The organism is Aminobacter niigataensis (assembly GCF_946995915.1).
In the GTDB taxonomy this organism is placed as follows: domain Bacteria; phylum Pseudomonadota; class Alphaproteobacteria; order Rhizobiales; family Rhizobiaceae; genus Aminobacter; species Aminobacter niigataensis.
In genome coordinates, this window is the sequence record NZ_OX341517.1 from 1,479,481 (window position 1) to 1,500,354 (window position 20,874).

Genomic DNA, 20,874 nt, shown 5'->3' on the forward strand with positions numbered 1-20,874 from the left:
CGGACGGGCGCGGCTAGGCGACGTTCTTTCCTGCACTCGCAGGGGTGGCTCCGCCCAATCGGGCCGCGAATATCTCCTGATCGACATGGAGCAGGGCGCGCATCATTGCGCCCTCGCGCTTGAGCGGAACCTCATTGGGCTCGGTATCGAACGAGATTGCCTTCGAGTGCAGCCCGCCGGCTGTCTTGGCGATCGCCGACAGCACATGCGGCTCCATCAGGTCGAAAGCCGTGGCGCCGACGCCGACGAAGGCGAGCGGCGCCGGGTCGAACAGCGCAAACATCGAGCCCAGGCCGAAGCCGATGGCTTCGCCGGCCTTGCGGAAAGCCTCGCGCTCGGGACCGTCATGGTCGCGGGCGGCATCGGCGAGCGCCGTGATGTCGTCGTCGGACAGGTCGGCCAGCGGCTCGGCATTCTCGTCGCCAAGCTTGGCGTTGCGCCAGATGGCGTAGTTGCCGGCATAGGCCTCGATGCAGCCGCGGCGGCCGCAGCGGCAGAGCGCGCCGTCGGGACGATGGATCATGTGGCCGAACTCGGCGCCGGAGGACTGCGTGCCGGTGAACAGTTCGCCCTTGATGACAAGGCCCATGCCGATGCCGTGCGACAGAAGGATGGCGATGAAGTCGTCGCGATAGCGCACGGGATCGCGCCAGCGCAACGCCTCGGCGATCATGTTGCAGTCGTTCTCCACCGTCACCGGCACGCCGAACTCCTGTTCGAGCCGGTCGGCGAAAGGGATGTCATCGTGTCTCGTGATCGGCGACCACAGCAGCTTGCGCGAGCCGGAATCGGTGATGCCCTGGACCGCGATCGCAATGCGTAGAACCGGGCCGACGGTCGTGTCGAGGCGGTCCATCAGACGCCGGATCATGGCGATGCATTCGTCGATCAGGGCTTCGGCCGGCATGCGTTGGGTCACCAGCCGCCTGGTGTCCTCGACGACCGTGTTGCCGGCATAGTCGATGATGGCGGCCGACAGGCTGTTGAGCGAAAGCACGACGGCAACGATCGATGCCGCCCTGGGCTCCAGCGTCAAGGCGACCTGCGGCCGGCCGCGCTTCATCGAGACCGGCTCGGAGCCCTTGGCTTCGGCGAGAATGCCCTCTGCGATGAGGTCGGACGATATCGTCGATATGGTGGAGTGGCTGAGGCCGGTGGTGGCGGCAATCTCTGTGCGCGAAGGCTGGCTGGCGCGACGAACTGCGGATATAACCATAGCTCGATTGCGTCGTCTCAGATCGTCGTGACGTATGCCGACCGACATGTGCTCGTCTTCCTCCCGGCGAAGCGCTGCCTTCTTAAGCGGCAGTCCCTATCGCGCCAAGCCATTGTGACAGAGCGGAGGGCAAATGTCTTTATTTATTTCGAGCTCCGAAAAAAATAGGGAAGCGTTGCGAAACCATGTTGACAGCGACAGGCGGTTGAGTCACTATTTTTTCGAGGCTCGAAAAAAAGAGCTTCTCCAAGGGCTATCGCGAAGAAGGCGCGCCCGTTGGGCGCAGGGAGGAAAATCATGAAAAAGTTTACCACCGCCATTCTGGCGGGCGTCGCCATGACTCTATCGCTTTCGGCTGTCGCCGAGGCGAAGGACAAGGTTGTCGGCGTGTCGTGGTCGAACTTCCAGGAAGAGCGCTGGAAGACCGACGAAGCCGCCATGAAGGCCGCCATCGAGGCCGCCGGTGACAAGTATATTTCGGCCGACGCCCAGTCGTCGCCGGCCAAGCAGCTGACCGACGTCGAAAGCCTTATCTCGCAGGGTGCCAATGCGCTGATCATCCTGGCACAGGACGCCAGCGCCATCGGCCCGGCCGTCGACAAGGCTGTCGCCGAGGGCATTCCGGTCGTCGGCTACGACCGCCTGATCGAGAACAAGGACGCCTTCTACCTGACCTTCGACAACAAGGAAGTCGGCCGCATGCAGGCCAAGGGCGTGTTCGCCGCGAAGCCTGAGGGCAACTACGTCTTCATCAAGGGCAGCGGTGCCGATCCGAACGCCGACTTCCTGTTTGCGGGCCAGATGGAAGTGCTCAAGGAAGCCGTCGACGCCGGCAAGATCAAGAATGTCGGCGAGGCCTATACCGACGGCTGGCTGCCGGCCAATGCCCAGAAGAACATGGAGCAGTTCCTGACCGCCAACGACAACAAGATCGACGCGGTCGTGGCTTCGAACGACGGCACCGCCGGTGGCGCGATCGCTGCGCTCCAGGCACAGGGACTTGCTGGTTCGGTTCCGGTTTCGGGCCAGGACGGCGACCATGCCGCGCTCAATCGTATCGCGCTCGGCACCCAGACCGTGTCGGTGTGGAAGGATGCGCGCGAACTCGGCAAGAACGCAGCCGAGATCGCCTCGCAGCTCGCCGACGGCAAGAAGATGGAAGAGATCGCCAACGTCACCAAGTTCAAGACGCCCGGCGGCCTCGAGCTGAACTCGGTCTTCCTGACGCCGGTTCCGATCACCAAGGAAAACCTCAACGTCGTCATCGACGCCGGCTGGGTCGGCAAGGACGTGGTCTGCCAGGGCGTGGCGGCCGGTTCGGTCGCAGCCTGCAACTAAGATCGGCTTCATCCGATCGGTCAAACGCCGCGGCTTGCCGCGGCGTTTTTCAAAAGCGCCCGCTTCATGACATGGCGGATTGACCCTATCATGCGCACACCGGCTGCCGCTTAGACGGCCATCCGGTCGGGAGGTAACAATGACAGACACGACAACCAACGCGCCGTCCGACCGAGCGCGAACGACCGAGCTCACCCCAATCGGGCGTTTCCTCAAGGCAACCGAGATCGATACGCGCATGCTCGGCATGGTCGGCGCGCTGTTGCTGATCTGGATCGGACTGCAGGTGATTTCGAGCCTGCGCCTCGGCGTCAACCCATTTGAGTTCGACAGCCGCACCTTCCTGACCTTCCGCAACCTGTGGAACCTGTCGGTACAGGCTTCCGCCGTGGCTATCATGGCCACCGGCATGGTTTTGGTCATAGTCATGCGCAACATCGATCTGTCGGTCGGCTCGGCCGAAGGCCTGATCGGTATGGTGATGGGCTTCGCCCAGGTGCATTTCCTGGTCAGGACCGTCGGTCTCGAACTCGGCAATCCATGGATCTGGGCGCTGGCACTTGCCATCGGCATAACACTCGGCCTGGTGATCGGTGCGCTGCAGGGCTTCGTCATCGCCTATATGGAGGTTCCCGCCTTCATCGTGACGCTGGGCGGATTGCTGATCTGGCGCGGCGCGGCCTGGTGGGTCACCAGTGGCCAGACGATCGCGCCGCTCGATGCGACCTTCCAACTGATGGGCGGTGGTCCCCAGGGCGCCATCGGCGCGACATGGAGCTGGATCGTCGGTCTTGTCGCATGCCTGGCCGTGGTTCTCGCGCTGCTGAACGGTCGCCAGCAACGCAAACGGTTCAAGTTCCCGCTGCGGCCGCTCTGGGCCGAGGCATTTCTTGGTGCCGTTACCTGCGGAGTGATCCTCGGTGCGATCTGGATTGCCAATTCCTACCCCTGGCCGATCGGCATCGTGCGCCGATACGCCGAGGCCAATGGCATCACGATCCCCGAAGGCGGGCTGTTCATCGCCCATGGCATTGCCATTCCCGTCCTGATCGCGGTGGCCGTGGGCATTGTCATGACCTTCGTCACCAACCGCACACGCTTCGGCCGCTATGTGTTCGCCATCGGCGGCAACCCCGAAGCCGCCAACCTCGCCGGCATCAACACGCGCTGGATCACCATGAAGGTGTTCATGATCATGGGCGTGCTGGCAGCGATCAGCGCGGCGGTTTCCAGTGCCCGCCTGAACTCTGCCACCAACTCTCTCGGCACGCTGGATGAATTGCTGGTCATCGCCGCGGCGGTCATCGGCGGCACCTCGCTCGCCGGTGGTGCCGGCACAGTTGCGGGTGCCATGCTGGGCGCTCTGCTGATGCAGTCGCTGCAGTCGGGCATGGTGCTGCTCAACATCGACACGCCGCTGCAGAACATCGTCGTCGGCCTGGTGCTGGTCGTGGCCGTCTGGCTCGACACGCTCTACCGCAAGCGCGTCTAACGAAATCCGGGAGCCAAGATCATGGAACAGACCCGTATCCCGCTCGTCGACCTCAAGAACATCTCCATTGCCTTCGGCGGCATCCGCGCCGTCGACGATGCCTCGGTCGACCTCTATCCCGGTGAAGTGGTGGCGCTGCTCGGCCATAACGGCGCTGGCAAGTCGACGCTGATCAAGATCCTGTCGGGCGCCTACAAGCGCGACGCCGGCACGATCATGGTCCGGGGGGAGGAGGCAGCGATCTCCAATCCGCGCGACGCCAAGAAATACGGCATGGAGACCATCTACCAGACGCTGGCGCTGGCCGACAATGTCGACGCCGCCGCCAACCTGTTCCTCGGCCGCGAGATCATGACCGCCTACGGCACGCTCGACGACGTCGCCATGGAGGCCGAGGCACGCAAGGTGATGGGCAGGCTCAACCCGCGCTTCCAACGCTTCAAGGAGCCGGTGAGCAAGCTTTCCGGCGGCCAGCGACAGTCGGTGGCGATCGCACGCGCCATCCTGTTCAACGCCCGCATCCTGATCATGGACGAGCCGACGGCGGCCCTCGGGCCCCAGGAGACGGCGCAGGTCGGCGAACTGGTCAAGCAGCTCAAGGCCGACGGTATCGGCATCTTCCTGATCAGCCACGACATCCACGACGTGTTCGACCTCGCCGACCGCGTCTGCGTGATGAAGAACGGCCAGGTGGTGGGCACGGCACGTACCCAGGACGTGACCAAGGACGAGGTGCTCGGCATGATCATCCTCGGCAAGTGTCCGCCCGGCGCAATCCCCGGACCGGGAGCGATGCAGATCGCGGCCTGATCTGCCAACTTCCCGGCGGCGTACGACCCTGGTTAAAAGCATGATCGCGAAAAGCAGTTCCCACTTTTGGCGATCATGCTTTAATGGTTGCAGGGTGACACGAGCCGGCCGGAATTGAGAAAGTACTTCCCCAGTCTGATCTTTGTTGGAGTCACGCTGGTTAGCCTGACCATGGCGGCGCTCGTCTATCTGGCAACCGTCGAGGCAGCCCGCATCAAGTTCCAGTCCGTGGCCGATGATGCGCTCAACCGCATCGAGGGCCGGGTCGAGTTCGACCTTGCCCTGTTGCACGCGACGCAGGCGATGTTTGCCGCCCAGAAGGGCAAACTCTCGCGCGACGAGTTTCGAGACTACTTCGAATCGCTCGATGCCGAACGGAACTTCCCCAGCCTGCGAGGCATCGGCTTCGTCAGGTTCATCAACAGTGCCGACAGCGACGCAATCACGCGCGAGCTGAAGGACGGCTACGGCATCGACCGGGCGCCTTTCCCGCAAACCGAGCTGCAGTGGCGGACGCCGATCGTGCTGTTCGAGCCGATGAGCAAGGCCAGCCTCGATGCGATGGGTTTCGACATGGCGACCGATCCGCTGCGTCGGAGCGCAATCGAATCGGCAATGGCGGCGCAAGGCGAGCCACGGGCGACCGGACGTGTGCTGCTCGGCCAGGGTGACAACGCCAGGCAGCCTGGCATTCTGGTTTTCGCGCGCGTCGACCGGCCTGAAGGCGCGGGTGCGGCACCCGCCGGTTTGCTCTATGTCGCCTTCCGCTCTGCCGAATTGTTCCAGGCGGCGCTGGGCAAGGCTCCGCTGCTGCCGCTGGCGGTTGAAGTGTTCGACGGCACCAGGGATGACGACACGCTGTTGTTCCGCTCGCAAGCGCCGCCCGACGCCAGTTATGGCGACGATTTTTCGGTGACGCGCGAAGCCAATGTGGCCGGCCGCAAATGGACGATCAATTTCAGGCCGAGCACTGCTTTCGTGCCACCGTCGCCAAGCACGGCACCGTTGATGCTTGGTCTGTTCGGACTTGTGCTTGCAGGTTCCATCGCGCTTGTGGCCCGCTACCAGCAGCGTGCCTATGAGGCGGCGACGCTGCTTCATGAGGCGAGCGAGAAGAGCCTGCTGGAAAAGGACCTGATGCTTCAGGAAATGAAGCACCGCATCAAGAACTCGATTGCGCGGGTGCTGGCCATGGCGCGCCAGACGGCTTCAGGCGCGAAGGACATCGATGAGTTCTCGGCGTCCTTTTCGGCGCGGCTGCAGGCGATGGCTGCGTCCCAGGACATGCTGACGCGCTCGCGCTGGCAGAAGGCCGACTTGGGCGAGTTGCTGCGCATCGAACTCGGCCAGGTGTTCGGCAAGGAATTGCCCGAGGACATGATGAAGGGGGACCTGGTCGAACTGGACGAGACGACGACGCAGGCGCTGGGGCTGACTTTCCACGAGTTGGCGACCAACGCGCTGAAATATGGCGACGGCGACAATTCCGTCGGTGGGCTCAAGGTGGATTGGCGGCTGTCCGGCAAGGGCAAGGGGCGGCGGTTGCTGCTCAACTGGATGGAGCGTAACCAGAATGGCGTGACGAAACCCGAGAAGATCGGCTTCGGCACCAAGCTGATAGACATGAACATCACGCGCGAACTGGGCGGCAAGATCGAGCGGTCCTATGCGGCCGACGGCTTGAGGGTCGAGATCGATATTCCCTACCGCGGCTGAGCGGCGGCTACGCTTGAGGCAAAGAAAAGCCCGGCGACGGGCAGAGCCGGCGCCGGGCGATTTGTTCGTGCCATCCGCCTTAGCGGCAGCGCGCAGTGTAAATCTGGCCGCGGCTGTTGCGATACTCGCAGTAGCCGTTGCGCAGGTTGCGGACCAGAAGGCCCGAGGCCGCGCCGACGGCGCCGCCGATGACCGCGCCCCTGCCGCCGCCGATCAGGGCGCCAGCGACTGCACCAACGCCCGTGCCGGTCACAACGTCACGTTCGGTGGTGGTGCAGCCGGAGATTGCAACGACGGCTGCAATCGCAAGAATAACCTTCTTCATTCAATCAGTCCTCTCACTTTAACATCGTCCCGTTCGACACTTAGCGCATCGCCTCGAAATGCGGAATCATTTTTCGAGGCAGTACGTAAATTCAATCAGTTAGGGGCAGCAGGCAGGCGCGCGGAATGGGGGCTGCGGCAACGGCCGTGAAAATCCGCGCTGCGATTCGGTCAATGAAGATACGCTTCCCCCGGTTGCGCCGGCTCGGAAACGGCAACGACGCTGGAGACGGAAAGCGACGCGTCGAGCATGCCGTTCGGCAGCACGTTCCAGGTCAGCTGGTTGTATTCATCCTCAAGCGCCGGGTCGACTTCAAGGCATTTGGCGAGGATCCGGGGATGCTGCGGCGCGAGCATACTCACGGCCTTGGGCAACGCGGCCTGGCAATCCTCGTAGACCTCGAACAAGGGCGTCGGTGCCGGAATCTCACGGCATCCGGACAGGTCCTGCGAGCAGGAAATAACCAACAGAAGTGCTGCGATGTGTTCCATGGCAAACCACCTTCGCCAAGAAACGAGGAGGTAGGGTCAAAAGTTCCGCCTTGGCAGGTAGCTCAAACGATTGAAACCAACCGAGCGAGGAGCCCGGTCACTCCAGTTCGAAATTGGCCTTGGGCATGACCAGACGATATTCCAGCCTGTCGGGACCGATCTCGAGTTTGGCACTGCCGTTGAGCGCGGCGGGGACGACCCGCTCTAGCGCCACACTGCCGAAGCGCTTCTTGCGCGACTCGCTGTCTGGAACCGGGCCTATCGCCTCTGTCCAGCGAACGGTCATGTGCACCTCGCCGTCAGCATCCGGAGCTGCAACGGCGGTTATCTCGACATAGCCGCCGTTGTGGGCAAGCGCGCCGTAACTCGCCGAGTTGACGGCCAACTCATGCACGGCGAGGCCGATGTGCAAGGCAGCGTTGGGATTGAGGTAGGGGTCGTCGCCGGAGATCCGCACAGCTTGACCGGTGTCAATGCTGTAGCGGCCGACCTGGCCGATCACCAGCTCTCGGAAGCCGGCGCCGCGCCAGTTGGACGACGTGACCAGATCCTGCGATGAGGCGATGGACTGGAGCCGGCCGCGAAAGCGCTCGAGAAAGCCGTCGACGGAAGTCGAATAGTGGCCGGTCTGGCTGGCGATGCTCTGAATGATGGCGAGCAGGTTCTTGGAGCGGTGACTGACCTCGCGTAAGAGCGCCTTGAGTGTCTGCTCGCGCAGTTTCTGCTCGGTGGTCTCGATGACCGTGACGACCACGCCCTGAACCTGGCCCCGGGCCGAGCGGTCGGCGTCGATGCAGATTTCGAACCAGCGCATGCCGGAAGATTTGTCGGCCAGGCTGATCTCGAGGCCGCCGGAACTGCCGGTGGCGATGGCGTTCTTCTTGGCCGCGACCAACCGGTCGGCCTGTTGCGCCGGAAGCAGGTTGTGGTCGCTTCCGTGCCCCCCGATGACTTCCTCCCATGGCGGCTGGAGGTTGTGTGACCAGACAGTCCGCAGCTTGCGGTCCTGGTACAGAACGGCGATGCCGGCATTGCGGGAGGCATGGAAGAAGGCGGCGTCCAACCTGGAACTTTTTCCCATCGATGGAGAGGGATTGGCCATAGACGAGCCGCCTTCACGGGTTTTTCAGCTTGCGGTGACGACGCGATGCGCACACTCCGATGCTGCTGAAACGGTACCGCCGGGCAGCGCTTCAAGAAGGAGCGCTACCCGGCGGCGCTGGATTCCGACTGAGGGGGCCGGCTTCCAGTTTGGGATTGGTGCTTCATCTTGCCGAGGCGATCATGCGCGCCTGAACAGGCCCGCGATGAGCGAGATCACCAGGAAGGCGAGGAAGACGAAGAACAGGATCTGCGCGATGCCGGCCGAAGTTCCGGCGATGCCGCCGAAGCCAAGGGCGCCGGCGATGATCGCAACGACAAGGAATACGAGCGCCCAATAGAGCATGATCTATCTCCTTCAAATGATAGATGAAAAACGTTCCGCCCCAAGGTTGGTTCCCTGGGGCGGTGCTAAAAAGGGCTATGCCGCAGCCTTTGCCTGCCTGTCAAAGAACAATGCCTGGCTAATCAGCGCCTTGACCATTTCGGGGTTGAAGGGCTTGGTGACGAGGAACGCCGGCTCGGGACGCTCGCCGGTCAGCAGGCGCTCGGGGAAGGCGGTGATGAAGATGACAGGCAACGGCCTTGCAGCCAGCATCTCGTTGACGGCCTCGATGCCGGAACTGCCGTCGGCCAGCTGGATGTCGGCGAGGATCATCTGCGGCCGTGTCCGCTTGAACAGCGCTGCAGCCTCTGCATGCGTACGTGCCGTTCCGACGACACGATGGCCGAGGCTTTCCACCATCTCCTCGATGTCCATGGCAATCAGCGGTTCGTCCTCGATGATCAGGATGTCGGTTGCGACCTGACGCGAAATCTCGCCGCTCGCCTCTTGCAGCAACCGGGCGAATTCTTCCTGGTCGGTGTCGAGCACCTCGGCCGCCTCGATGTCGTTGAAACCTTCGACGGCGACAAGAAGGAAGGCCTGGCGTGGGCGTGGGGCGATTGCGGACAGATTGGCCGCGGCACGCTTTTCCCAGGCCAGGGGCGACGATTCCTGCGGTACCCGGATCGATACCGAGGTGAAGAGACGGGCAAAGACCTTGTAGAGCGCAATGCGGTCGTTGGAGGCGGAGGGGAACACGTCAATGTCGTCGATGAGCGCTTCGAGCATCGCGGCCACCAATGCGTCCCCACTTCCCTGGGAGCCCGACACGGCGCGCGAGAAGCGGCGGAGATAGGGCAGGTGTGGAGCAATTCTCGTGGATAGGGTCATATTCGACGTTTCCCTCATGTGATGCTGTCATATCTTCGTGGAAGCGTGCCACAACGCGTTGCCTGTGCAAAAGTTCCTCTTACGTGGAACCTATCCGCATTTGGGGAGTTGGGTGCAAAATTCGGGAAACCGGACAAGGTTGTTGCGCGCCGTCAGTATCGGGAGCGGGACGTCTGACGGTGTAAAAGGGCAAGCAAGCATATGACTAGGCAGAGCAGTGGCGCCAGCAGCGCCGGGCCGATTCGTCGCCGCGATGGCGAACCTCTTGGGGCCAACTCCGAAATCGGCAGAAAACTCAAACAATATTATGATGAACTGGTGTCCGACGACGTGCCGGATCGTTTCGCGCAGTTGCTCAGCCAGCTGGAAGAAGCTGAACCCGCACAGCAGAAGGACTGACCAGGCATGGCAGCATCCCTTGGTTTCAAAGGCGACTTGCTCGCGGCGATCCCTGGCCTGCGGGCCTTTGCCATGTCGCTGTCGCAGAACGCCGACAGGGCGGACGACCTTGTCCAGGAAACGCTGGTCAAGGCGTGGGACAAGCAGTCGAGCTTCCAGCCCGGCACCAATCTGAAGGCCTGGCTGTTCACCATCCTGCGCAACGAGTTCTATTCGCAGATGCGCAAGCGCGGACGCGAGGTGCAAGACAGCGACGGCCTCCTGACGGCGCGCCTCGCGGTGCATCCGAGCCAGCCGGGACGGCTCGACCTCGACGACTTCCGCAAGGCGCTGGAGCAGCTTCCCGAAGACCAGCGCGAAGCGATCATCCTGATTGGCGCGTCGGGCTTCTCCTATGAGGAGGCGGCGGAAATCTGCGGTTGCGCCGTGGGTACGATCAAGAGCCGCGTCAGCCGCGCCCGCAACAGGCTGCAGGAGATCCTCGATATCTCGGGCGAAGCCGACTATGGGCCGGACGCGATCGCGGCCCAGGTCATGGGGTCAACTGTCAGCTGAACTCGCGAGCTTGCGGACGCTCGCGACGACGGCCTCGACGAGGTCTTCGCCCGAGTAGGGCTTGCTCACCAGCCGGACACCCGGGAAGCCGGCAAAGAGTTCGTCGAGCTGGTCGTATCCCGATGCGAAGACGAAGGGCACGCCGGCCGCCTCGATGCTGCGGGCGAAGTCGAGCGTCGGCTCGCCGTCGAGCATGACGTCGATGATGGCGACATCATAAGGCTCTGCGGCCTGCTGGGCTTCGCGCAGGTTGGCGGCGAGGATGACGTCCTCGGCGCCGTGGTCACGGCAAAGCTGGTCGACATCGAGCGCGATCAGTGCCTCGTCTTCAAGCACAAGAATACGCAGTCCTGAAAGCGGGGCTGGCACGTCGCGGACACTCCAAGGAATCGAAGCCGAACATGGCGTTTGTCGAGGCCGCTGTCATTTAAAAAAGACATGGATGGAGCAGTCTGGAACCTTTGTCACATCGCGGCGTTGGCGAGCACAATCAGGAGTTTGCATGACAGCGCGGAGCGACTCAACCGACATGACGCGGCAGGTTCCGTGCGAAAGCTGTCCATTGCGGCAGATGCCGGTATTCAGGGAATTCGAGAGGTCGGAACTGGCCTTTGTCAGCAGCTTCAAGCGCGGCGAACTGGCCGCCGACAAGGGTGCGACGCTGCTGTCGGAAGGCAGCAACAGCGCGCACCTTTACACGGTGCTGTCTGGCTGGGGCTTTCGCTACAAGCTGCTCGAGGACGGGCGGCGACAGATACTGAACTATGTTCTGCCGGGCGACATGATCGGTCTTCAGGGCAGCCTGATGGGCGAGATGCAGCATTCGGTCGAAGCACTTTCGCCGATGCTACTGTGCATGTTCGAGCGCGACCGGCTGATGGAGCTCTATCGGGACTATCCCGGCCTTGCCTACGACATCACCTGGATCGCCGCGCGCGAGGAGCGCATGCTCGACGAGAACCTTTTGAGCATCGGGCGCCGCTCGGCGCTTGAGCGCGCGGCCTATCTCCTTGCTTTCATCGCCAGCCGGGCACGCAAGGTCGGCATGAACGGCACCAGGAAGGTCGAGATCCCGATCACGCAACAGCATGTCGCCGACACGCTCGGCCTCTCCTTGGTCCACACCAACAAGACGATCCGCAAGCTGATCGACCGCAAGCTGGTGCAATGGCGTGACGGCGGATGCACCGTGCTCGACATCGACGGCCTGATGGCGCTTGCCGACTGGAGCGGCCTCGACGAAAGCGTCCGCCCGCTGCTCTGAGGACTAGCGTCCGTACTGGCGGTCCAGATCGTCGACGCCCCAGTTCACGCCCGGCAGCACGTTGCGGATGATGGCGTAGCCGACGAGCAGCGCCGGTATGGCGATGAAGCCGCCAATGGCGCCCCATAGCCAGATCCAGAACGCCAGGGCCAACAGCACGACGAAGGGATTGAGCGTCATCGTTCGGCCGATGACCATCGGGGTGACGAACTGGCCCTCGATGGTGTTGACGCCGAGATAGAGCGCGACCGGCAGCAGGCTAGCGCCGATGGTGTCGAACTCGGTCAGGCCGACGGCGAACAGGATGACCACCATGACCAAAGGGCCGACGAACGGAACGAAATTGGTGACGATCGCCAGCGCGCCCCAGAGCGGCGCCGAGGGCACGCCGAGAAGGTAGAGCCCAATCCCGACGGTCAGGCCTTCGGCGAAGTTGATGACGGTGATCGACAGCAGATATTGCGAGACGAGCTGTTCAACGTCGCGGAAGATATGGGCGACGCGCCAGCGCAGGCGACGGTTGAAGCAGATGCGGAGGATCGCTGTGCGCGTCTGGTAGCGCGTTGCGACAAAGAAATAGAGACTGGCGAAAAACAGCAGCACCTGGGCGATGACGGCAGGGGCGAGCGTTGCCATCGTCTCGACCCCCATGCCTTCGTCGACGGAAACCGACACGCCTTCGCCGCCGGTCACCTGGCGCAGCTGCTCGCGCATGCTCTTGAAGGTTTCGAGCGGCCCCTGCAATTCGGACAGCTGCGTGGCAAGCTGGGCCCATATCTGCGGCAGGCGCTGGAGCCAGAAACTGAGCGGCGACGCGACCAGAAGCGCAAAGACACCGACGGCAATGATGAAGAGCAGTACGACAGCGGCCGCGGACAGCGCCGGAGGGATGCCGAAATGCTCGAGCCGGGAGGCAAGCGGGCCCAGCATCAGGCCGATGACGACGCCGAGGCCGATGGGGGTGAGGATGAACTCGCCGGCGTGAAGCGCGAACACGGTGGCGATGATGCCGACGAAAATTATCGACACCTGCGAGCCGCGCACCAGCAAGAGTTCGAAATTCGATTTTGGCGGCAGGCGAACGGTCGGTGCCTTCTTCATGGTGCGGTTCGACATCGACGGTTTCCAGCTGAATGAGACTGGCAAAACGTCCGGCGGTCGGCGATGGTTCCTGTGGCGATGGGAACCGACAGGCGCACAGGGCGTTTCGACCCCATCGAACGCAAGGAGTATCGACATGGCGACAGCTGCAGGAAAGCCCGGCAACGGCACCAAGACGCCCCCGGACCTCGAGGCCGACATCAAACAATTGAAGGCCGACATCGAAGCGCTCGCCAAGCAGTTGGCGGCAACCGGCGAGCACGGTTATGGCGCCGCGCGACGGGCGGCGGCACAAGGTGCGGACCAGCTGAAGGCGCAAAGCGACGCTGCCGTCGAGGCCTTGCGCGCCAACGCCAGGGACATCGAAGAACAGTTCATGGCGACCGTGCGCGAAAAGCCGGTGACGTCGTTGGCCATCGCCGCTGGCGTCGGCTTCCTCATCGCGCTGCTGGCGCGGCGCTAGTCGGTTGGCCGGGGGACACATGCTGGCATCGCTGATTGCGGGTTTCGCCACCGGCGAGACGACACTTGCCCTGCGGCGAACCCGCAGGGCAGCGGTGGCCTACCTCGCCGCCGGGCTGGCCGCATTGTGCGGAGTGGGCTTCCTTGTCGGGGCCGCCTTCGTCTGGGCGGCACGACGGTTTGGCCACATCGAGGCGGCTCTGGGCTTCGGCCTCGGCTTATTGGTGCTCGCCGGGCTGATCCTTCTCATCCACAAGCTCGCCGCTGGCGCCCGCGCCCGCGCAGACCGGAAGCGTCGGCGTACTGACATCGCCGCGCTCGGCACGACGGCTGCCGTGGCCCTGTTGCCGACATTGCTGCGCAGCAAGGGCGGCATAGGTGCGGTGCTGGGGCCGGTCGTGGCGCTGGCCGCCTATGCGATCTATCGCGAGAACAGAAAGTCCGACGACGGCGACGGGCCGGCCGGCGAATGAATGCCTATGGGGTGCTTTCGGCAGGTTCGCCGAACGGCATGGAAATCTCCGCACGCACGCCTTCGGGGTGAAATTCGTGCCGGACCTCGCTCGAAATCACCTTGGCCAGGCTGCGCCGGATGAGGATTGATCCGAAGCCATGATGCTCGGGCGGGCTGACCTCCGGTCCGCCGCTTTCCATCCATTCCAGGTTCAGGCGTTTTGCGCCTTTTCCGCCCTTGATGGTCCATGACAGGGAAACCTTGCCCCGCGGTACCGACAGCGCACCGTATTTCAGTGCGTTGCTGGCAAGTTCGTGGAGGATGAGGGCAAAGCCCAGCGCCTGGTCGGGCGTCAGCAGCGCATCCTGGCCGACAATCGAAATGCGCGGCGCATCGGTGTCATCGAACGGGCTGAGTTCCAGCCTGGCGAGATCGCGGATGCCGATGCCGCGCCACTCATATTCCGACAGAAGCCCGTGGGCGAGGCCAAGGGCCCGAAGGCGCTGGCTGAAGGCGTCGAGGAATTCGCGCGGCTCGCGCGCATAGCGCACCGTCTGGCTGGCGAGCGCCTGCACCGTCGCCAGCGTGTTCTTGACCCGATGGTTGATCTCGCGCAGCAGCAGGCGCTGGCGCTCCTCGGCGTGGCGGCGCTCGGTGATGTCGTAGTTGACGCCAAACACCAGTGTCGGCCGGCCTTCGGCGTCGCGCTCGACGACGCGGCCGCGGGCCGCCAGCCAGCGTGGCGGATGGGTACCCTTGATGCGGTATTCGCCGGAATAGTCGTCGCTGCCTTCGAGCGCTTCGCGGAACATCTTGCGCGTCTTGTCGATGTCGCGCCGGTCGATGGCAACGACGATGTCGCGCGCCCGCATTCTTGTGGCCGGGGGCATGTTGAAGAGCTCGGGCAGGAGCGTATCGCATTCGACGACGCCGGTGCGCGGATCCCAGACCCAGCTTGCCAGCGCTGCCGCTTGCAGCGCCACGGCACGGCGGGTTTCGGCATGCACCAGGGCGGCCTCGGCCCGTGCGCCGGCCAGGGAGCTGTCGCGCAGCATGATCAGGCTTGCTGCGAGCGAGGCGAGCGCCTCCAACTGCCGGAGCTGTGCCGGGTCGGGCGCCGAGCGCTGCTCGCGGTCGAGCACCACGAGCGATCCGACCTCACGGCCAGGCACGACGATCGGCACGGCGAGGTGGAAGGCAAAGGCGGCTGCCGGCGAACCGGGCTCGGTGGCAATGGCTGTGGCCGCTTGGTCGGCGTCGATGCCGAAATGCGAGTGGAAGGACAACACGCCGGCCTGATCGGCGAGAGCAAGCACGGCTGCGGGCGCGTGAAGGAGCGCTGCGGCAAGGCTCGTCAGCCGGTCGAAATCTGCGTCGCCCGGCGCCTCGAACGTGCTGCCGACGCCCGCGTCGCCTTGAGTGTTGTCGACCACATCAGCTTCGATGCTTTTGTTGTCCTGCACGACCGCCCCCTCGCCAGCACGGAACCTAAACGGGTGAGGCCTGCTTGAAAAGCCTTGGCCTTAGCCCGGGAACAATGCCGGGAGACTGCCGTTAGCCCTATCCAACCAGAAGGGAGAACAGCGATGACCAAGATCATTCCAGCGCAGAAGGCGCGACAGGGAACGCGCGGCCGTCATGTGTTGCTGGTGCTCCTGGCGGGCTTGTTTCTCGCTTTCGCGGCTTGGGGCGGTGCGGAATTCTATGGCGAGATGATCGATCAAAACGCCAGCCAGACGACCGCCACGCCGGGCTAAGTAGAAGTCCGTAAAAGACGATTTGGATTTGCTCGCCTGCTGCGAGCGACGATTCCAGAACCCGGCAGAGGTTGAAATCAGCGGGGCGAAATTCGGAACCATGGCGGGGTCACGACGTTGTGAACCCGTAGAGGCCGCGCCGGACCCTTCCCGCAAAAGACTGATCCAGGCGCGGCATGCATGAAACACGCACGAGGAGACTTTACCATGATCCGCAATCTTTTGGCCACGACTGCTATTGCAGCACTGCTTGCCACCGGCGCCTACGCCCAGGACACCACGGCTCCTGCGCCGGCCCCCGCGGCCCCGACAGAGGCAGCTCCGGCAACCCCGGAGGTGATCCCGCATGCCGACGGCTTCCTCGCCACCAATATCATTGGCGAGAACGTCTACAACAGCACGGCTGAAGACGCCGAAACCATCGGCGACGTCAATGACATCGTGCTTGCCGCCGACGGCACGGCCGACCAGTTGATCATCGGCGTCGGCGGGTTCCTTGGCATCGGCGAAAAGAACGTCGCCCTGCCGTACAAGGAATTCGACTGGGCCGAGAAAAACGGCGATCGCTGGCTGGTGATGGCGACGACCAAGGAACAGCTGCAGGCGCTGCCCGACTTCGACCGTCGCGGCTATGAGCCTGCCCCGGCATCCGTAGCGGCGACCGATCCGGCGGCCCCGGCGACCGACCAGACGGCCCAGGCACCGGTTGCGCCGGCCGACCAGAGTGCAGAAGCGCCGGCCCCGGCTACGCCTGACGCGGCCACCACCGACGAGACCAAGACCGCGGCAATCGACAAGTCGACGCTCAAGGAACTGCCCAGCGCTGATCTGCGTGCCGAAGAGCTGATGGGCACCACCGTCTATGGCGCCGACGATGCCAATATCGGCGAGATCGGCGATATCCTGATGACGGCGGACGGCAAGATCGACGCTTATGTCATCGATGTCGGCGGCTTCCTCGGCATGGGCGAAAAGAAGGTGGCGGTCGGCAGCGACAACCTTGCCTTTATGGTCGACGCCGATGGCAAGAAGTATCTCTACACCAGCTTCAACAAGGAGCAGCTCGAGGCCCAGCCGGCCTATGACGCCAGCAGCTGGGCTGCTAAGCGTGACGAGCAGCGCCTGATCATCACCCAGTAGATGCGGCGGACCAAGTACCGCGCGACAGCCGTTGCGCGGTACCGGAGCCAGAAAGCCCGCGCTTCGGCGCGGGTTTTCTGCGTTTCAGGGGAGCCGGGCAAAGTGGCCCTTGGGCCCGCCGTCCGTCAGTTCGGACAGGGCGAGCGACTGGTCGAGATGCCTCGCGCGCCAAGCGAGCAGCCGTTCGGCGAACTCGAGCCGGACCGACAGCCATCCGGGGTCGCCGGCCAGGTTGTGCAATTCGCCGGGGTCGTTGGCGAGGTCGTAGAGCAGCGGCGGCAGGCCACCGCCGAAATGCACGTACTTGACCGCTTCCGTGCGGATGACAGCGAGATTGAGGGCTCGCGAGCCGAGGCCGAAATGCGCCTCGGTCGTGCCTTCGGCGACGGAGCGGAAGTCGTATTCCCAACAGGCCGCGTCTCGCCAAACCTCTGGTTCATCACGGTCGAGGAAAGTCTTCAACGACTGGCCGTCGAGATGCGGCAAGGGCTCGCCGCCGATCAGGTCGAGCAGCGTCGGCATGATGTCGACGGCACTGGTGAAATGGTCGACCTGGGTGCCCGCCGCCGCATCGTGGCCGGGCGCCTTGACGATGAGCGGAAGGTGATAGCTGCCGTCGAACCAGCCGCCCTTGCCGAGCATGAAATGGTCACCCATCATCTCGGCGTGGTCGGAGGTGAGGATGACGATGGTGTCGTTCCAGTCACCCTTCTCCCGGATGCCCTGCCAGATGCGGCCGAGCTGGGAATCGACCTCCGAGATCATGCCGTAATAGAGCGCGCGGATCTTGCGGAACTCATCCTCGTTCCAGTCGCCGACCTTGCCTGCCGCACCTGGGATGAAGCTCGACTTCTTCTGGTGATGGGCGAGATGGTAGGCGAGGAAGGGATGGCTTGCAGCCTCGTCCTGCACGCTTGACGCGCGCTGATAGGCCGGCCCCTCGGCCGGATCGTACATGGTGTTGAACGGCTCCGGCACGATGAAGGGCGGATGCGGGCTGAGGAACGAGACATGGGCGAACCAGGGCTCGCCTTCGTCCTGTTCGGACAGCCAGCGCAGGAATTCGCCGGCCAGGAAGGCGGCAGGTGTCTCGTCCTTCGAATAGACCGGAATCGCGTTGCTGACTTCAGGGGCATCGGCATCCGCCGGGCGATGGATGTCGGGGAAGCCGGCGCTGGAATCGATGCCGCGCGCGGCGAGCCAGGATAGCCACGCCTTCTGGTGCTCGGGCAGAAGCTGCCTGGTGGTGAAGCCGGGCAACACGCCTTCATAGGTGCGCAGGAACGGATCGCCGGGCGCGCGGGTGCGCGGGTCGGGCGAGACGTCGGTGTAGCCGAACAGGGTCGGGTCGTAGCCGACGCGGCGGGCGGCACGGGCAATGTTGTCGTGGCGGTCGTCCAGCGGCGTGCCATTGCGGCAGACGCGGTTGTTCATCTGGTAGAGGCCGGTGTAGAGGCAGGCGCGCGCCGGCGAACATGGCGCGGTGCCGGCATAATGGCGCTTGAACAGCACGCCCTCGCGGGCGAGCGCATCGGCATTGGGCGTTTTCACCACGGGATGGCCGACCGCCGACAGGCTGTCGCCGCGCCACTGGTCGCAGGTGATAAGCAGAATGTTTTTTCGTCGGCCGGTGTTTGCCACGCTGGTCCCCAAAGTTCGCAAATCGCGGCCAAGGAAGCGGGATTCACCGGTTCGTGCAAGCGCCTTTGTGCAGGCACGGACCATGCCACAAAGTGTGAACGAGACTGCTTCTATTGTTCACAAAACGAACACAGACCATTCTGCGACCGGCGCCTATGCCCCGCCGATCGATGCGCCCATATTCATGCCAACGCCGCGGCAGGGGCCGGGGCAAAAGCAAGGAGCGAGACGATGCTCAACCAGATCAAGGGCCTGCACCACGTCACGTCGATGGCAAGGGATGCGGCCGAGAACAACAGGTTCTTCACCAACAAGCTGGGCCTGCGCCGGGTCAAGAAAACCGTCAACTTCGACGCACCCGATGTCTATCATCTCTATTATGCCGACGAGCTCGGCACGCCGGGTTCGGTAATGACCTACTTCCCGTTCCCGAACATCGGCAAGGGCCGCCCGGGCGTCGGCGAAGTGGGCACGACCGTGTTCTCGGTTCCCGAAGGCACGCTGCCGTTCTGGGAAAAGCGTTTTGCCGATGAAGGCGTGACCGGGCTCTCCCGCGACGAGAAGTTCGGCGAGAAGCGTCTCGGCTTTTCCGGCCCGGACGGCGACGGTTTTGCGCTCGTCGAGGCCAAGGGCGATCAGCGTGCGCCCTGGGTCAAGGGTGGCGTTGCTGCCGACGAGGCGATCCGAGGCTTTCATTCGGCCTCGCTTCGCCTGCGCGACAGTGGCGCGACCGAGGAACTCCTGAGGTTCATGGGCTATGAGGAAGTGGACACGTCTGAAAACACCAAGCGCCTGGCGGTGAAAAACGGCAATGGCGCCGACTTCATCGACATCGAGACGCTGCCGGGGGCTTCCTTTGCCGGGCTTGGTGCAGGTTCGGTGCATCACATCGCCTTTGCGGTGGAGAACAGGGCCAAGCAGCTCGAAGTGCGCAAGGCGCTGATGGACACGGGCTACCAGGTGACGCCGGTGATCGACCGCGACTATTTCTGGGCGATCTATTTCCGCACACCGGGCGGCGTGCTGTTCGAGGTGGCGACCAACGAGCCGGGTTTCGACCGCGACGAGGATACGGCCCATCTCGGCGAGGCGCTGAAGCTGCCGACACAGCATGCGCATCTGCGCGATTATCTGGAAAAGAACCTGCAGCCGCTGGGCGACTGAGGAGGGACCGATGAGCAAGGACGCCTACATCCACAAGCTGCTGCCCGGCAATCCGGGCAGCCCGCTGGTCTTTGCCTTCCATGGCACAGGCGGCGACGAAAACCAGCTGATCGGCTTCGCCGGGGAACTGGTACCTGGCGCGACCGTCGTGTCGCCGCGCGGCGACGTTTCCGAAATGGGGGCCACGCGCTTCTTTCGCCGTACCGGCGAGGGCGTCTACGACATGGACGATCTTGCCCGGGCGACGGCCAAGATGGCCGGGTTCGTGAAGGCCCATATCGAGGCGGAGAAGCCTTCGGCGGTCTACGCGCTGGGCTACTCCAATGGCGCCAACATCCTGGCTTCGGTGCTGTTTGCCGCACCCGATGTGTTCAATGCCACGGCGCTGATGCACCCGTTGATCCCGTTCGCGCCCGACGTGAAAGGCAGCCTGACAGGACGCCGCGTGCTGATCACTGCCGGACGCCGCGATCCGATCTGCCCGCCCGATATCACCAGCCGGCTCGACTCCTACCTGCGGGACGCGGGTGCTGATGTCAGGCTGGAATGGCATGAGGGCGGGCACGAGGTTCGGCCCAATGAAATCGAAGCCGCGAAGCAGTTCTTCGCCAAGACGGAGCAGGGGCAATGACCGAAGAACTTTCCGCCATCGAGCTTGAAGATCGTGGCACCAAAGGACGCTATGTCATCCGCGGTGCTGGCGGTGCAGAGGCCGAAATGACCTTTTCGACCGTCAGCGACCATCTGTTCATCATCGACCACACTGAGGTGCCCGACGCCTTCCGCGGCCAGGGGGCCGGATTGCGGTTGGTGACGCGGGCGGTGGAAGATGCACGCGCGGCGGGCAAAAAGATCATTCCGCTCTGCCCGTTTGCCGCGGCGCAGTTCCGCCGCCACCCCGAATGGGCCGATGTGCTGAAGAGCTGAACGAAAAGCCGGCGTTTCAGAGCCGATCCGGCACAAGCGTGCCAACTGTAAGGGCCGATGCAAGGCAATTGCATCGGCCCTTTCGTTTGGTTCGAATTTCTCCTGCCTCTTGGAAATAGCTGTTACACGGCCCGCGCGGGCTGTTTCTCAAAATGGTACAGGCAATTGGCTGATGTGACGGAAATTACGGCTTATTGTGACCGATTTGGCAGTATTGCTGACCGGTTTTGTGGTTTCTGGATTGTTGCATTAGGGGATGCTGATCAGCATCCGCGTGTTACAAAGTGCGGATATGTTCATATCAA

At 63.5% G+C, this 20,874-nt stretch carries 24 protein-coding genes; 14 read left to right on the plus strand and 10 right to left on the minus strand.

From position 1 onward, the window contains the following. Positions 1–13: 13 nt before the first annotated feature. Positions 14–1,264, minus strand: a complete 1,251-nt coding sequence (locus O1Y97_RS07170) for an ROK family protein (RefSeq protein ID WP_318763584.1) — start codon at positions 1,262–1,264, stop codon at positions 14–16. 249 nt (positions 1,265–1,513) lie between these two features. On the opposite strand from O1Y97_RS07170, the gene xylF reads away from it, so the two are divergent. The 4 genes from xylF to O1Y97_RS07190 all read left to right on the plus strand — a co-directional run bounded on the left by xylF (position 1,514) and on the right by O1Y97_RS07190 (position 6,572). Continuing rightward, positions 1,514–2,554, plus strand: coding sequence for a D-xylose ABC transporter substrate-binding protein (gene xylF / locus O1Y97_RS07175; protein WP_108606674.1), 1,041 nt, complete (start codon positions 1,514–1,516; stop codon positions 2,552–2,554). A gap of 139 nt (positions 2,555–2,693) precedes the next feature. Continuing rightward, positions 2,694–4,046: a sugar ABC transporter permease gene (locus O1Y97_RS07180; protein ID WP_318763585.1), complete on the plus strand. Its 1,353-nt coding sequence runs from the start codon at positions 2,694–2,696 to the stop codon at positions 4,044–4,046. A 21-nt stretch (positions 4,047–4,067) separates the two neighbouring features. Beyond that, the gene (locus O1Y97_RS07185) at positions 4,068–4,856 is read left to right on the plus strand and encodes an ATP-binding cassette domain-containing protein (RefSeq protein WP_318763586.1); all 789 of its coding nucleotides are present in this window, start codon (positions 4,068–4,070) and stop codon (positions 4,854–4,856) included. A gap of 114 nt (positions 4,857–4,970) precedes the next feature. Further along, a complete protein-coding gene (locus O1Y97_RS07190; protein WP_108609691.1) occupies positions 4,971–6,572 on the plus strand; it encodes a CHASE domain-containing protein in 1,602 nt (533 codons plus the stop codon). A 79-nt stretch (positions 6,573–6,651) separates the two neighbouring features. Here O1Y97_RS07190 and O1Y97_RS07195 read toward each other — a convergent pair whose 3' ends face one another. From O1Y97_RS07195 to O1Y97_RS07215, 5 genes are all read right to left on the minus strand, one after another. Then, positions 6,652–6,897, minus strand: a complete 246-nt coding sequence (locus O1Y97_RS07195; RefSeq protein WP_108606677.1) for a YMGG-like glycine zipper-containing protein — start codon at positions 6,895–6,897, stop codon at positions 6,652–6,654. A gap of 170 nt (positions 6,898–7,067) precedes the next feature. Then, complete coding sequence (locus tag O1Y97_RS07200) at positions 7,068–7,388, minus strand: hypothetical protein (RefSeq protein WP_318763588.1); 321 nt, start codon at positions 7,386–7,388, stop codon at positions 7,068–7,070. Between the two features lie 97 nt (positions 7,389–7,485). Further along, positions 7,486–8,451: a sensor histidine kinase gene (locus O1Y97_RS07205; protein WP_245439666.1), complete on the minus strand. Its 966-nt coding sequence runs from the start codon at positions 8,449–8,451 to the stop codon at positions 7,486–7,488. Between the two features lie 219 nt (positions 8,452–8,670). Beyond that, the gene (locus tag O1Y97_RS07210; RefSeq protein WP_108606680.1) at positions 8,671–8,835 is read right to left on the minus strand and encodes a DUF1328 domain-containing protein; all 165 of its coding nucleotides are present in this window, start codon (positions 8,833–8,835) and stop codon (positions 8,671–8,673) included. Positions 8,836–8,910: 75 nt separating this feature from the next. Further along, a complete protein-coding gene (locus O1Y97_RS07215; RefSeq protein ID WP_108606681.1) occupies positions 8,911–9,705 on the minus strand; it encodes a response regulator in 795 nt (264 codons plus the stop codon). A gap of 201 nt (positions 9,706–9,906) precedes the next feature. Between O1Y97_RS07215 and O1Y97_RS07220 the strand changes: the two genes are divergently transcribed. Together O1Y97_RS07220 and O1Y97_RS07225 are read left to right on the plus strand one after the other, a co-directional pair. Further along, entirely contained in the window at positions 9,907–10,104 is a 198-nt protein-coding gene (locus tag O1Y97_RS07220; protein ID WP_108606682.1) for a NepR family anti-sigma factor, read from the plus strand. Between the two features lie 6 nt (positions 10,105–10,110). Beyond that, positions 10,111–10,659 carry an RNA polymerase sigma factor gene (locus tag O1Y97_RS07225; RefSeq protein ID WP_108606683.1) on the plus strand — a complete coding sequence of 183 codons (549 nt, stop codon included), beginning with the start codon at positions 10,111–10,113 and terminating at the stop codon, positions 10,657–10,659. Here O1Y97_RS07225 and O1Y97_RS07230 read toward each other — a convergent pair. Further along, positions 10,645–11,028: a response regulator gene (locus O1Y97_RS07230; protein WP_318763589.1), complete on the minus strand. Its 384-nt coding sequence runs from the start codon at positions 11,026–11,028 to the stop codon at positions 10,645–10,647. The genes O1Y97_RS07225 and O1Y97_RS07230 overlap by 15 nt on opposite strands. Positions 11,029–11,161: 133 nt before the next feature. On the opposite strand from O1Y97_RS07230, the gene O1Y97_RS07235 reads away from it, so the two are divergent. Beyond that, positions 11,162–11,923, plus strand: a complete 762-nt coding sequence (locus tag O1Y97_RS07235) for a Crp/Fnr family transcriptional regulator (protein WP_108606685.1) — start codon at positions 11,162–11,164, stop codon at positions 11,921–11,923. 3 nt (positions 11,924–11,926) lie between these two features. On the opposite strand, the gene O1Y97_RS07240 is transcribed toward O1Y97_RS07235, so the two are convergent. Continuing rightward, a complete protein-coding gene (locus O1Y97_RS07240; RefSeq protein ID WP_318763590.1) occupies positions 11,927–13,039 on the minus strand; it encodes an AI-2E family transporter in 1,113 nt (370 codons plus the stop codon). 121 nt (positions 13,040–13,160) lie between these two features. On the opposite strand from O1Y97_RS07240, the gene O1Y97_RS07245 reads away from it, so the two are divergent. Both O1Y97_RS07245 and O1Y97_RS07250 read left to right on the plus strand, forming a co-directional pair. After that, positions 13,161–13,487, plus strand: a complete 327-nt coding sequence (locus O1Y97_RS07245; RefSeq protein WP_183262556.1) for a DUF883 family protein — start codon at positions 13,161–13,163, stop codon at positions 13,485–13,487. A 19-nt stretch (positions 13,488–13,506) separates the two neighbouring features. Next, entirely contained in the window at positions 13,507–13,959 is a 453-nt protein-coding gene (locus O1Y97_RS07250; protein ID WP_108606690.1) for a hypothetical protein, read from the plus strand. 4 nt (positions 13,960–13,963) lie between these two features. Here O1Y97_RS07250 and O1Y97_RS07255 read toward each other — a convergent pair whose 3' ends face one another. Continuing rightward, entirely contained in the window at positions 13,964–15,373 is a 1,410-nt protein-coding gene (locus O1Y97_RS07255; RefSeq protein WP_318764163.1) for a sensor histidine kinase, read from the minus strand. Positions 15,374–15,526: 153 nt separating this feature from the next. Here O1Y97_RS07255 and O1Y97_RS07260 point away from each other — a divergent pair, with 153 nt between their 5' ends. Next, entirely contained in the window at positions 15,527–15,697 is a 171-nt protein-coding gene (locus tag O1Y97_RS07260; protein ID WP_318763591.1) for a hypothetical protein, read from the plus strand. A gap of 207 nt (positions 15,698–15,904) precedes the next feature. Next, entirely contained in the window at positions 15,905–16,837 is a 933-nt protein-coding gene (locus O1Y97_RS07265) for a PRC-barrel domain-containing protein (protein ID WP_318763592.1), read from the plus strand. A gap of 84 nt (positions 16,838–16,921) precedes the next feature. Here the strand turns inward: O1Y97_RS07265 and O1Y97_RS07270 are convergent, their stop codons facing one another. Continuing rightward, on the minus strand, positions 16,922–18,478 hold the full coding sequence (locus O1Y97_RS07270; RefSeq protein ID WP_318763593.1) for an alkaline phosphatase family protein: 1,557 nt from the start codon (positions 18,476–18,478) through the stop codon (positions 16,922–16,924). Positions 18,479–18,709: 231 nt separating this feature from the next. On the opposite strand from O1Y97_RS07270, the gene O1Y97_RS07275 reads away from it, so the two are divergent. Genes O1Y97_RS07275 through O1Y97_RS07285 form a run of 3 tightly spaced genes read left to right on the plus strand, consistent with a single transcriptional unit; the run spans position 18,710 to position 20,569 of the window. Continuing rightward, positions 18,710–19,642: a VOC family protein gene (locus tag O1Y97_RS07275; RefSeq protein WP_318763594.1), complete on the plus strand. Its 933-nt coding sequence runs from the start codon at positions 18,710–18,712 to the stop codon at positions 19,640–19,642. A 10-nt stretch (positions 19,643–19,652) separates the two neighbouring features. Continuing rightward, positions 19,653–20,273: an alpha/beta hydrolase gene (locus O1Y97_RS07280; protein WP_318763595.1), complete on the plus strand. Its 621-nt coding sequence runs from the start codon at positions 19,653–19,655 to the stop codon at positions 20,271–20,273. Further along, positions 20,270–20,569 (plus strand): GNAT family N-acetyltransferase, encoded by a 300-nt coding sequence (locus tag O1Y97_RS07285; protein ID WP_108606696.1) that lies wholly within the window; start codon positions 20,270–20,272, stop codon positions 20,567–20,569. The genes O1Y97_RS07280 and O1Y97_RS07285 overlap by 4 nt, the downstream gene beginning before the upstream one ends. Positions 20,570–20,874 lie beyond the last annotated feature (305 nt).